The sequence below is a fragment of the Brevibacterium sp. FAM 27836 genome, from assembly GCF_051351055.1.
In the GTDB taxonomy this organism is placed as follows: domain Bacteria; phylum Actinomycetota; class Actinomycetes; order Actinomycetales; family Brevibacteriaceae; genus Brevibacterium.
This window is the reverse complement of the sequence record NZ_CP195711.1, coordinates 3,482,445-3,494,322: the sequence shown is the minus strand read 5'-3', so window position 1 is coordinate 3,494,322 and position 11,878 is coordinate 3,482,445. Positions and strand designations below refer to the sequence as shown.

At 59.3% G+C, this 11,878-nt stretch carries 9 protein-coding genes and 1 pseudogene; 9 read left to right on the top strand and 1 reads right to left on the bottom strand.

Annotated features, from left to right (window positions below; translation table 11 throughout):
• Positions 1-21: 21 nt before the first annotated feature.
• From ACSE4D_RS15625 to ACSE4D_RS15600, 6 genes and pseudogenes are all read left to right on the top strand, one after another.
• Complete coding sequence (locus tag ACSE4D_RS15625; protein WP_436326218.1) at positions 22-1,713, top strand: FAD-dependent oxidoreductase; 1,692 nt, start codon at positions 22-24, stop codon at positions 1,711-1,713.
• On the top strand, positions 1,713-3,233 hold the full coding sequence (locus ACSE4D_RS15620) for an FAD-binding oxidoreductase (protein ID WP_436326217.1): 1,521 nt from the start codon (positions 1,713-1,715) through the stop codon (positions 3,231-3,233). The genes ACSE4D_RS15625 and ACSE4D_RS15620 overlap by 1 nt, the downstream gene beginning before the upstream one ends.
• Before the next feature lie 52 nt (positions 3,234-3,285).
• Positions 3,286-3,855, top strand: coding sequence for a glycerol-3-phosphate responsive antiterminator (locus ACSE4D_RS15615; RefSeq protein ID WP_436326216.1), 570 nt, complete (start codon positions 3,286-3,288; stop codon positions 3,853-3,855).
• Positions 3,856-3,950: 95 nt separating this feature from the next.
• Positions 3,951-4,271 (top strand): putative quinol monooxygenase, encoded by a 321-nt coding sequence (locus ACSE4D_RS15610; protein WP_436326215.1) that lies wholly within the window; start codon positions 3,951-3,953, stop codon positions 4,269-4,271.
• A 36-nt stretch (positions 4,272-4,307) separates the two neighbouring features.
• On the top strand, positions 4,308-5,483 hold the full coding sequence (locus ACSE4D_RS15605) for an alcohol dehydrogenase catalytic domain-containing protein (RefSeq protein WP_436326214.1): 1,176 nt from the start codon (positions 4,308-4,310) through the stop codon (positions 5,481-5,483).
• Between the two features lie 126 nt (positions 5,484-5,609).
• A pseudogene (locus ACSE4D_RS15600) lies at positions 5,610-5,960 on the top strand (5-methylcytosine restriction system specificity protein McrC); the annotation flags it as partial.
• A 333-nt stretch (positions 5,961-6,293) separates the two neighbouring features.
• On the opposite strand, the gene ACSE4D_RS15595 reads toward ACSE4D_RS15600, so the two are convergent.
• Entirely contained in the window at positions 6,294-8,357 is a 2,064-nt protein-coding gene (locus ACSE4D_RS15595) for a hypothetical protein (protein WP_436326213.1), read from the bottom strand.
• A 276-nt stretch (positions 8,358-8,633) separates the two neighbouring features.
• On the opposite strand from ACSE4D_RS15595, the gene ACSE4D_RS15590 reads away from it, so the two are divergent.
• The 3 genes from ACSE4D_RS15590 to ACSE4D_RS15580 all read left to right on the top strand — a co-directional run bounded on the left by ACSE4D_RS15590 (position 8,634) and on the right by ACSE4D_RS15580 (position 11,874).
• Complete coding sequence (locus ACSE4D_RS15590; RefSeq protein WP_426936723.1) at positions 8,634-9,944, top strand: ISL3 family transposase; 1,311 nt, start codon at positions 8,634-8,636, stop codon at positions 9,942-9,944.
• Positions 9,945-9,965: 21 nt separating this feature from the next.
• Positions 9,966-10,766 carry a hypothetical protein gene (locus ACSE4D_RS15585; protein ID WP_436326212.1) on the top strand — a complete coding sequence of 267 codons (801 nt, stop codon included), beginning with the start codon at positions 9,966-9,968 and terminating at the stop codon, positions 10,764-10,766.
• A 211-nt stretch (positions 10,767-10,977) separates the two neighbouring features.
• Complete coding sequence (locus ACSE4D_RS15580; protein ID WP_436326211.1) at positions 10,978-11,874, top strand: universal stress protein; 897 nt, start codon at positions 10,978-10,980, stop codon at positions 11,872-11,874.
• Positions 11,875-11,878: the final 4 nt, after the last annotated feature.

Here is an 11,878-nt window from a genome sequence, read left to right as displayed (position 1 = left end):
AGCAATAGTAAGGAGACTCGGATGGTTTCCCTTCCGGGCAGAAAGATCAACACAGCACGAGCCAAGATGGTCTTGGAAAACCCACAAGGGTTCTCGCGCAAGGAAATGCTGTCAGAACTCGACTCGACCACCTACGACCTGATCATCGTGGGGGGTGGAATCACCGGCAGCTACGCCGCTCTCGACGCAGCTCAACGGGGATTGAAAGTTGCGCTGCTCGAGAAAGACGATTTCGCCTCTGGAACGTCATCCAAGTCGTCGAAGATGGTCCACGGCGGTCTGCGTTACATCGAACAGGGAAATCTCCCTCTCGTCAAACACTCGCTTCTGGAGCGCCAACGTCTGCGCAAGAATGCTCCGCATCTGGTTCAGCGACTCCCCTTCCTATTCCCTGTTCTCAGCGAGAACGGAGTCTTCGATCCTCGACTGGCAGCCGGTTTCGAAGCTCTTCTGTGGACGTACGATCTGGCAGGCGGCTGGAGGGAAGGCGTCCTGCACAAGAAGCTCGCACCCAACGAGGTACTTTCCCACTGCTCCACGTTCAAGTCCGAACGGCTCAAATACGGTTTCATGTATTACGACGCCCGTGTGGACGATGCTCGACTGACTCTGACCATCGCACGCACAGCTGCCTATTTCGGTGCAACCGTTGCCAACCATGTCAAAGTCACCGATGTTCGACGACAAGGCGGTAAGGTTTCGGGCGTCGAGGCAGGGACTGCCGAAGGCACCTCACTTAGTATCCGCGCCAAATGTGTCGTCATGGCCACCGGGTCGTGGCTGCGAGACTGGCACGGTGCGCTCCCAGACGCTGGTGTTCCACCGATCCGACCGGCCAAGGGCGTCCATATCGCCGTGCCGTGGTCCAAAATCCGCAATGATTGTACGGTTACGATTCCTGTACCCGGCCGCGCCCGACGCGCCACGATCACTCGCTGGGGTGACGTTGCCCTGCTGGGGACGACCGACGACGACTATCAGGGCAGCCTGGACGAGGTTTATTGCACGGCAGACGAACGAGACTTCCTCATCGAAGGAACACGAACTGCTCTCAATACCGACCTCGATGAACACGATGTTGTCGGTTCCATCGCCGGAACTCGACCGCTGACAGCCGCAGCGGGGGGCAAAACGGTCGATGTCAAACGCAACCATGAGATCCGAGTAGATTCGGATGGCCTCGTGACCGTCGTCGGAGGCAAACTCACAACTTCGCGGCACATGGCCGAACAGACGATCGATGCAGTGTCGACTGTGCTTGGAATCAAGACTCGATGCGCGACGGCCAAGCAGCCATTGTTGGGCAGCGCAGGATACGATGCCCAGTCGACGACGGCGACCGGCGGGCTGGTTGCGCATCTGAGCGAACGATACGGCAATGAGAGTCACTTCGTCGCCGACATCATCGAGCACGAGCCAGGAGCCGAGAAGCCGCTTGTCGAAGGCCTCCCCTATCTCACCGGCGAGGCCGTGTATTCCATTCGACGGGAGATGGCCGGAACCATTTCGGACGTTTTGGACCGCAGGATTCGAGCACGGCTTCATGCTCGCGACGCGGCGGCAGCAGCCGCGCCGACTGTGGGCGAGCTGCTCGTCGCAGAAGGAGCCATCGACCAGCCCACGGCTGATGCTCAACTGCATGAATATCTTGATGAAATCGCCAAAGAAAAAAGCGCGCTGAACACCTACAGCAACGAGAAGGAGAAAGTCTGATGCTCAGCAAGGAAGCCCTGAACCGCAAGTACAACCGCGGTGACTATACCGTGGGCGCCCACACCGTGCCGAAATTCGCCCAAGACGGTGTTCCCGAGGCTCACGAGCCCCGGTTCTCCGGTGGTGTCACATTGCCAGATGGATTCGCTGCGTTGCTTGAAGCGATCGCGGGTGTCGAGAAAGTAGTGTCTGACCCTATTGAGGTCACCGGCGGCGTGCGCGATTGGTGGGCCGGCACGATGATCGCTGAGACTGATCATCGAGGGCAGTACCCGGACACAGTGATCGTCGAAGTTTCGACCGTTGACGCTGTGCAAGCGGTAGTTGCGGCGTGTTCTGCTGCCAAAATTCCTGTCACGACCTCCGCTGCTCGCTCAAATGTCACCGGAGCTGCCCTTCCTACGTCCGGCGGAGTCGTGCTCGATGTGCTCGGCCTCGACAAAGTGCTCGACTTCGATGAGGAGAGCCAGATCGTCACTGTCGAGCCGGGGATCTTCGGCGATGTTTTCGAGGAATGGCTCCAGGCTCGAGGCTTCACAGCAGGAAACTGGCCGTCATCGTTCGGCATTTCAACGGTCGGCGGCTGGGTAGCCTGTCGAGGCGCAGGACAGCTGTCCACTCGCTACGGCAAGATCGAAGACATGGTCGTCGGACTGGACGTAATCCTGACAGATGGCACCCTCGTCACAACTGGAGGAAGCCCCAGAGCAGCAGTTGGACCTGACCTCACTCAAATCTTCGTCGGTTCCGAAGGCACACTGGGTGTCATCACCTCGGTCAGCCTTCGCGTGCACAGGCTACCGGACTACACAAAGGCATTAGCATTCGGGTTTGCTAGCTTCGCCGAGGGCCTCGAAGCATGCCGACAGATATTGCAGAACGGAGCCAACCCCGCAGTGCTTCGCCTCTACGATGAGCTTGAGTCCGGTGTGCAATTCGATCATGGCGAAACCAATGTGCTGCTCATCGCTGATGAAGGCAATCCTGTCATGGTCGATGCGGGCATGAGCGTCGTTGCTGACGTCTGCCAGAATGGCGTCCCGCTAGACGAGAATGCGATCTTGGAACGGTGGTTGGATACTCGCTATCTCACCGGCAAGTCGGCAGAAGGTTTCAAACGCAGCTCGGGCTTCGTGGCCGACACTCTTGAAATGATCGCACCGTGGTCAGCCCTTTCTCGCATCTACGATAGAGTTGTGGCCGCGATCAACGAGGTCCCCGGTACGAATGCAGGATCAGCTCACCAGTCCCATGCCTATGTTGACGGAGCATGCCTGTACTTCTCTCTCCGAGGCACGGTCGAAGTCGACGAACGACAAGCTTGGTACGACAAGGTCTGGCAGGCGGTCAACAGCGTACTGATCGAAGAGAATGCGACCATCAGTCACCACCACGGTTGCGGTCTGCTCCGCTCACCATACGTGGCAGACTCGCTGGGGACAGGGTTCACGGCGTTGGAGAGCCTCAAACGCAGCTTCGATCCGAAGTCCATCCTCAATCCAGGCAAACTTGGACTCTGAGTCACTCACATAACAATGGTTCTGCGCTACGCGGGCCGACGGAGGAGAAAAGATGTCACTGGAACAGACGTTGCGGGACAATCCCGTAATCGGTACTTTGTTCGGTGAAGATGATCTGGATCATTTCGAAACTCAACCAACCCGATTCAGTTTCGTTGCCAATCTCCCGTTGGCCCGTGTGCGCACGATCTTCGAACGCCTGAGCAAGGTCAAGACTTTACCCTTGCTCAACATTGATTCTGTGCCGGGCCTGACAGCCAACTCCGATGGACTCGAATATCTCCAAGGCATCGGAGTCCCCGGCATAGTCACAACACACACCAATGCGGTCAGCCGGGCAGTGGACCTCGGATTCCTGGCAGTTCAGAAGGTGTTCGTCACAGACCGTTCGAACTTGCGAAGAGCCGCGGCTACCGCCAAGTCGAGCCGCGCACACTTCATTCAACTGATGCCTTGGCCGGTTCTGCCCTATCTCTCCCCCGAGTTCTTCCACGTTCTCGGGCCGTTCATCGCCTCTGGCTTTGTAAATACGGAAGACGACATCACTTCCGCGCTCCGGCTGGGAGCAATGGCAGTCTCCACCAGTCAGACCGAGCTGTGGAATTTTCAGAAGCACGAGTGAGAACCTCAGCCGATACCTGACTGAGTCAATATTTCACAGCAGGATTCGGCAAAGAACTCACCCAGCTTCTGCTTTGTACAAACGAAGGATAAGCAATGACAAACTATAACGAACCTGACTACTCTCGACAGGCAAGACACTTAGTCCTCGCGCACTATTTCCCCGCCGAAGGCAACGAGCAACGCGTTCTGGAACTACTCGTCGACCTCAAGAATGCCAGCCTGACCGAATCGGGGAACCTCGGATACGAGTTCTATGCCCCGGGTGGCAACGAGGGCGAAATTCTCATCGTGGAACGATATGAAACGGCGGAAGCGTTTGCCGTCCACCGCGAGTCCGAGCACTTTCAATCGATCGGCAAGGAACAGATCATTCCTCTGCTCGATGAACGGCACGTCGAAGAATTCACCCTCTGATAGCAGAGTTGAAGAGAAGAAAGGTCAGGACATTTCATGAGGATTCGTGGGGCCGTACTCCGAGCGATGAATTCTCCCCGACCATACACCCGGTCCAAACCGTTGGAAGTTGTCGACCTCGAGCTGGATCCTCCAGGCCCAGGTGAGGTACTCATCAAACTGACCGCTGCGGGAGTCTGCCATTCTGATCTCTCCGTCGTCGAGGGAAATCGCCCTCGCCCGCTGCCGATGCTCCTCGGCCACGAAGGCACCGGGATAGTCGAGCAGGTCGGTAAGCACGTCACGGGTTTGGAAGTCGGCGATCACGTCGTCACAGTGTTTCTCCCCAGATGCGGCGACTGCGTCAATTGTCGGACCGATGGGAAGCTTCCGTGTGAGCGCGGCACCGCCAGCAACAACGCCGGCTACCTGCCGGACTTCGACCAACCGGCCGACGCAAACTTGCCGCGAACCGAGAACGGAAGTGCTGAACTTTCCCGGCTTAATGAAACTCATGGGGAAGCTGCTGACTCCTCCCCGCTCTTCCACCATTTGGGAGTCTCGGTCTTTGCCGACCACGCTGTCGTCAATCAGGCATCGGTCGTCAAGATCGATTCCGACGTTCCCGCTGAAGTCGCCGCACCTCTAGGATGTGCGGTGCTCACTGGTGGCGGCGCTGTCATCAATGCAGGCAGACCACAGCCGGGCCAAGACATCATGGTAGTGGGACTGGGCGGAGTAGGTATGGCAGCGCTGATCACAGCCCTCAGTTTGAACACAGGGAAGGTCATCGGCATCGACGCTAACCCCGAAAAGCTGGATACGGCTCGACGACTGGGAGCCGTTGCAACTTACACTCCTGGAGAAGCTGCGGAACACCAAGTGACTGCTCCTATCGTCATCGAAGCGGCCGGCAACGCACGAGCATTCGAGACCGCATTCCGCGCGACTGCGCCGGGTGGGACCACCGTGACAGTAGGGTTACCATCTCCAACTGCGGAATCAACCATTCAACCACTTCTGCTCACCAGCGAGGCGCGCACCGTCATCGGCTCCTATCTTGGATCGGCGTTGCCTGCACGCGACATCCCTCGATACGTGCAACTTTGGCGAGAAGGAAAGCTGCCTGTCAGCGAGTTGGTGTCGTCCACGATGCCGCTTGACCAGATTAACGAGGCCATGGACTCCTTGGCCGAAGGCCGCTCAATTCGGCAGATCATTCTGTTCGACTAAATTCGGGATTCACTGTGACATCACGCTGGTAGCTGCTTAGGAAACTGTCCACGGCCGCTACCGGAAACCGCTTCACCCACAAGAAAGTCAACAAATGATGTCTTTCCAAGCGGACCTCAGGAACGACAACGACTCAGGCGTCAACTTGCCGCGCTCGAGGCTGTATCGGATGTCATCGTCAGCGCCGAGACGGTTGCTTCCGTCCATTTCTCTAGACTCAACGAACATTACAGACCTGCGCTGAGACTCGGGCGACTTATCCTAGCCAACCTCACACTGAGAGATGTGCACGGGACGTCTTCCGCGTCTTCGTTCATGGTCAATATGAACGACCTTTTCCAGCGATTCGTCACCGAGCGTTTGAGACGAGCGCTTTCCGGTCATTTTTCCGTCACCACCGAGCCAACTGTGCACTTAGGCATTGGACAACAAGTGACCATGAAACAGACCTTGAATTCCGAGATAGCACCCCTCTGAGGTGCTTTGTCGGCGATATCAAGTACAAACTCACAGGCGACGCCCGGGGACGAAGCAGCGACTATTACCAGCTCCTCGCTTATACGACTGCTATGGACCTGCCAGTGGGGATACTCATCTATTGCCGTCGCCCACAGAGTCCAAGTCAGCGAACGGTTGTAGTCAAGAACAACGGAAAGAAACTGCTATTGCGATCAATTGATCTGTCTGGACGTCCCGAAGACGTCGAGCATGCCATTGAGGAATTGGCTGATTCTATTGTGGTCGCCTCTCGACACCAACACAGCTAATCTCTGGAGTACGCTTGCTGACGCTCCTCACGGAAAGCGAGGGTCATCCGGTGTACGACGAAACAGAGTAAACCATCACCTTCCCTGCCACATTTCCTCTCAGTAGAAGGTGCGCTGCGTACCAGCTGCGTTCATCGTCCGGGTCGATTGTCTCGCCGGGTCCTTTCAATCCGCAGATGACGTCGCCGGCTTTGATGGAATCGGTACCGAAACCGCCGATTCCTTCCATCAGTTCAACACCATTGCTCATGGTGTAGTCCCCGTATTGTTCGTCCACGACTCCGATGAGTTCACAGGTATCGACTTCGGTCCCGTCCTGGAGAGCCAGATCTCGGTAGCTCGTTGAGTTGTTCCCCATGCCATCCCCGATGACTGTGTCCAGGTCTCGCATGACCTCATCAGTGGCCATCGCACTGGCAGTGTTGTCGTCGCCTTTCGCGGCCGCATCGACGAACTTCTGCACCTCCTCGACTTCCGGGACTCGGACGGTCGCTCCGTCGGCGGTGAACACCACATCCTGAGCTTCGTATCCTCCCTTCGCCCATGCGAAGCGCAGCTCCGCCTCCGCCGTACGCTCTGCGGCGTTGAAATCCTCGTCGCCAAAGACGGCGATATTGCTCACCGTCGCTGTCATATAGGGGCCGGTCATGTCGATCGCGGAGACGATGCTGCGGTTGAAATCGGCAAGCTGTTGGAAGTCCGAGTCCGCGCCCCACGGCTCGATCGAGGTAACGAGGTTCAGCTTCTGGTCATAGACACCGACCGAATCCGTCACCCAATTCCCACCCGGATAGCAGACGAAGTCGATAGCCACCAACGGCTTCGGTGTGGCCAACGACGTCGTCACGTCGTGAATGGCAATCGATTCCCCGTACTCTCCTTCTGCGGCCTTGCCGTCCGAGAAATCCTGTTTCGATCCCTCGGCCATAGTTAAGTCTGCACAGGCAGGAGGGACCTCCAGCTTCGCGTTGCGGATGTCATCCTCCGACGGAAGCTTCGGTGCGGGCAGCGCCGAAATGCTCTCATCGAATCCCTTGTCAGCCGTCACGGATTCGTCGTCCGAGGAATCCGTGAAGTCGAACGAGCTCACTGCGCCCTCATGCTGGATCCGCAGCTGACTGCCGGTGACGGCGAACCCGTCGGCCGGTGCAGACACTGCCCACAGCCGATCACCGCTCGAGAGGTCAAGGCCTGTCACCCCGTCCGAGGTTCCGATGATGAGAACACCTTCCACGGCTGTCCACGACGGGGTGACGCGTTTGTCGCCGAGTCCGGTCACCTCGGCGTCGGAGGGATCGAGGTCCTGCGTCCACAGGACACTGTCGGAATCGACGGCGGCAAGAATCTGACCATCGGAGACCACCCACGGTCCGGTCTCGCCCACCTGCGGGCCGGCGATCATCGAGGCATGAGCCTCAGGATCGAGGTTCAGACCATCATAGGTCTGATCGTCCGGCCCGGTCACTGTTCCTTCATCATCGATGTCGAGAGGAACCCTCGATGATGCGGGATCGGGGTCGACATCGGCCTTGCTCTCAGCTGTCGTCATCGACCCGTCGCTGAGTGCGACCGCTCGGTCCCCGCACTGGACAGCCTCGCCGGAGACTCGGCATGCGCTGGGAGTGCCGGCCAGTTCCTCCTCCTCGTCGGAGGTGTCGTCGGAGGCGTCCGGGTCGAGTGCCTCGTCCAACGGCGCGGTCGTGCCGGTGTCGATGTCCTGATGCGGGATCGACACCGTCCAGGCGGGCTGATCATCGTCGCCCACTCGGGTAAGAATCGAGGTGGTGGCCCCGATAAACCGCAGGATCTCTGGGGAGGTCTCACCCGCTTCGGCAGAGGCAGTCAGCGGGGCGCCGTTGAGGCGCATGTCCGCACTCAGGCCGCTGAAGTCCATGACATCGGATTGGCTGGGCGTCTGAGCGTAGTCGGGTTCTGGGTCACCGAAAGGGTTGTATCCGGAGAAGAAGGCGAAGGCGCCTCCAGCGATGAGCGCAACGACCGCGACCGCGGCAATGCCGAGCAGGACGGGTTTCGATTTCGATTTCTTCGTCGCGCCCTGCTCGGGCGAGGGCGGCTGTGATTCACGGGAATTCGGGTGGTCGCTCATACTCAGTGAATCTAGCAGGAAGCCCTGACGCGACTACATGAACTGTAGTGGATCGCCGAAATGTTGTCAGATCGCAATTGTGGTCAACGCTGGGGAGGCAAATGCAATTGAAGAGAACGCGGGCCGTCTCTTTTCGCCGACAACCAGACTTATAGGGCTCTTCGTAATCGAGAGTGTGGGTCAGGGATTTTCAGACACGGCGAGTCGCTGCTCAGATAGGCGTCGAGGTCTTCCGATGATGGAAGTTCTCACACCGTCCATCCGAAAGACCTCGACGTGGCCAAGCCTACTTTCTCGACGCCTGACCTCACGACCTTCTGCAGACTCAATGACCTCGATCTGACCTGCACCGGCCAACACATCACCGGGCACAAAGCCATTCTGGAATGCCGTCCAAACACTGCTGATGACTGGTGCCGACGATGTGGTGGTCACGGGATCGTTCGCGATACCGTCGTCCGCCAGCTGGCCCACGAACCTTTCGGCCACCGACCAACCACGCTTCACATTCGCCTCCGCCGTTACAAGTGCGTCGAGTGTGGCCGCGTCTGGCGTCAAGACACCACAGCTGCGGCGCCACCACGAGCGAAGATCTCGCGAACCGGCCTCGACTGGGCGTTGCGTGCTCTCGTGATCGATCACGACACCGTGTCCGTCATCGCTGCGAAACTCGCCGTGTCCTGGCACACCGCGAACTCCGCCGTCCTCGCCGAAGGTCAGCGGTTGTTGATCAACGACCCGACCCGTTTCGACGGGGTCAGCGTCATTGGTGTCGACGAGCATGTATGGCGGCACACCCGGCGTGGTGACAAGTACGTCACCGTCATCATCGACCTCACCCCGATCAGCGAGGGAACAGGCTCGGCACGTCTGCTCGACATGGTGGCTGGCCGTTCGAAGCAGGTGTTCAAACAATGGTTGAAAGACCGACCGAAAGAATGGCGTGAGGGCATCGACGTCGTCGCGATGGACGGATTCTCCGGCTTCAAAACAGCCTCAGCTGAGGAGCTGCCCGACGCTGTCGAAGTCATGGACCCCTTCCACGTCGTCAAACTCGCCGGTGATGCCCTCGACGAGGTACGTCGCCGAGTTCAGCAGGAGACAACCGGCCATCGCGGACGAGCAAAGGACCCGTTGTACCGGGCAAGAAGAACTCTTCACACGGGCAGCAGCTTACTCACGACCAAGCAGCAGGAAAGAATCGCGAACCTCTTCGCTGACCCGAACTTCACCGAAGTCGAAGTCACCTGGGCCGTCTACCAAGACATTGTCAGCGCTTACCGAACCGCGGACCGCAAAGAGGGCAAGAGACTCTTGCAAACGGTCATCGACGCCCTGACAACGAATCTGCCACCCGAACTTGTCGAGCTCAAACGGTTAGGACGAACGTTGAAGCGTCGAGCTGCTGATGTGCTCGCATTCTTCACCCGACCGGGAACGTCGAACGGTCCCACTGAAGCGATCAACGGCAGACTCGAGCATCTACGCGGGTCCGCGCTGGGATTCCGCAACCTCACGCATTACATCGCGAGGTGTCTGCTCGAGTCCGGTGGCTTCAGACCGGTTCTACACTCTCAATTACGATGAGCCACTTATAGACTGGTGGTAATGACTGGACCTCATCCACGATTCCGCTCTGTCACGACGTATTCCGGCCACGCGCGTCGTCACGACTATGCCCTCACGGTTCGCCACTCCCCATGGCGGACGAAGATCCTGGCTCTGACCATCGATGGCGTCGAGCATCTTCCCGAGGCAGACAGCACGAAGGTCGAAGCCGACGGGGTCGAAGCCCGCGTCCACGGCTGGCTCACCGTTCGCATCGTCGTCCGGAGGCCAACCGTCGAGGGGAAGATGGTCGATCGCGAGAAGATCCATGTGACCACCGCGGCGCTCGGCGGTGCCGGTGAAGCCGAGGTCCATGCCGGTGGTGACATCGTCCCACTGCTCCCGGAAGTGGGCAGTCGCTCCGAAGCACGCGACCTCAAACGCACGGCACACCCGACAGCGTTCGCCCTCATCGCCGGACTGACGACGATCCTGCGTCTGGCCATCCCGCTCCTGGGACTCGGTGCGCTGCTGTCCTTCCTCACCGAGCCGGTCAAGGCGTGGCTGTCTCGACATCTCACACCGATACTCGAACCGATATTCAACTGGCTGGGACAGCTGCTGCATCCCCTCGGTCAAGTACTCCTCGCGATCGTCCGCTTCTTCGGTGAGGTCATCGACTTTCTGTTCGGATGGCTGCCGCCGCTCCACTTGCCTTTCGACATCCCCGACTGGGTATGGACGACTGCGAAGATCGCTCTGCTCGCGCTCATCGCATTCTCGGTCAGCCGAGCCAACCTCACACGTCGGAAGAGACTGCTCGAGGAGGCGAACGCCGGGGCCGGCGACGACAGTCAGTAGCGCCCTGTACTCGTTCGGCGCCAGCCGCGACCAGCACAGCGAACAGTGCAGAAGACAGAGCCCACCTCCGCAGTTTCCAATGTTTTCCGAGACCGCGGACAACGACGATCTCGTATTCGCGGGGGTCTTTGTTCGCCTTCGTTCGACTGTCATATAGTCAACAGCACAGCGTCGCCAGCTGCGGGACCATTCGAGTCGAAGGAGACTTTATATGCGCTACGTCGTCGGCATCACGATGGACAGACGCGGACGCGAGGCCATCTCGCTCGCCCTCACCCTTGCCCAGTCGACGTTGCCGTCGCATCCCGTCGAACTCGACCTGGTCCACGTCATCCGCGGTGCCCCGCCGGAACAGGCGAGTTCGAAGCCGGAACGGGAGTACCAGAAGCTCTGTCTCGAGGAGGCGCAGCAGTGGATGGCGAAGACTCACGACCTCGTTCCGAAGGCCATCCGCTCGACGACGTCGATCCATTTCGCCGACTCCATGGCCCAAGGGCTCATCGACAATGCCACTGCCCGCCCCTGCGACCTCATCGTCGTCGGTGCGGCCAGTCACGGCCCGCTGCGCCGTTTCACGGTCGGCTCAGTGGCCAACGCGCTCCTCCACGCATCCCCCATACCGGTCGCCTTGGCACCCTCGGGCTACCTGCCGCCCAGTCGTCTGAGTCGGCTCACCTGCGCCCTGGGTATGCGTCCCGGCGCCGAGGTGGCCCTCAACGTCGCCATCCAGTCCTCGGTTCGCCACGACGTCCCACTCCGGCTGATCTCGCTGCTCGGCCTCGATTCCCGTTCCGGAGCCACAGAGAGCAGCGAGACCGCACGGGCACATGCCAAGCAGCTGCTCCTGCACGCCTCCCAGTCGGTGGCAGACGCCACCGAAGTCATGGTCGACGTCGCACATGGACGATCCATCGAATCGGCCATCGACAAACTCACCTGGGACGAGGGCGAGGTCGTCCTCATCGGCTCGAGCAGGCTGGCCAGCAACCAGTCGATCTTCCTCGGCACGACCGCCAATAAGATGCTCCGCAGCCTGCCGGTGCCGATGGTCGTCGTCCCCCGCTATCCCGCGCCCGAGACCGCCCCTGACAAAGACCTCTCCATCTGAACCG

Coding starts and splice junctions, on each gene's coding strand:
- ACSE4D_RS15625 (WP_436326218.1), top strand. CDS start 22: ATGGTTTCCCTTCCGGGCAGAAAGATCAACACAGCACGAGCCAAGATG.
- ACSE4D_RS15620 (WP_436326217.1), top strand. CDS start 1,713: ATGCTCAGCAAGGAAGCCCTGAACCGCAAGTACAACCGCGGTGACTAT.
- ACSE4D_RS15615 (WP_436326216.1), top strand. CDS start 3,286: ATGTCACTGGAACAGACGTTGCGGGACAATCCCGTAATCGGTACTTTG.
- ACSE4D_RS15610 (WP_436326215.1), top strand. CDS start 3,951: ATGACAAACTATAACGAACCTGACTACTCTCGACAGGCAAGACACTTA.
- ACSE4D_RS15605 (WP_436326214.1), top strand. CDS start 4,308: ATGAGGATTCGTGGGGCCGTACTCCGAGCGATGAATTCTCCCCGACCA.
- ACSE4D_RS15595 (WP_436326213.1), bottom strand. CDS start 8,357: ATGAGCGACCACCCGAATTCCCGTGAATCACAGCCGCCCTCGCCCGAG.
- ACSE4D_RS15585 (WP_436326212.1), top strand. CDS start 9,966: ATGACTGGACCTCATCCACGATTCCGCTCTGTCACGACGTATTCCGGC.
- ACSE4D_RS15580 (WP_436326211.1), top strand. CDS start 10,978: ATGCGCTACGTCGTCGGCATCACGATGGACAGACGCGGACGCGAGGCC.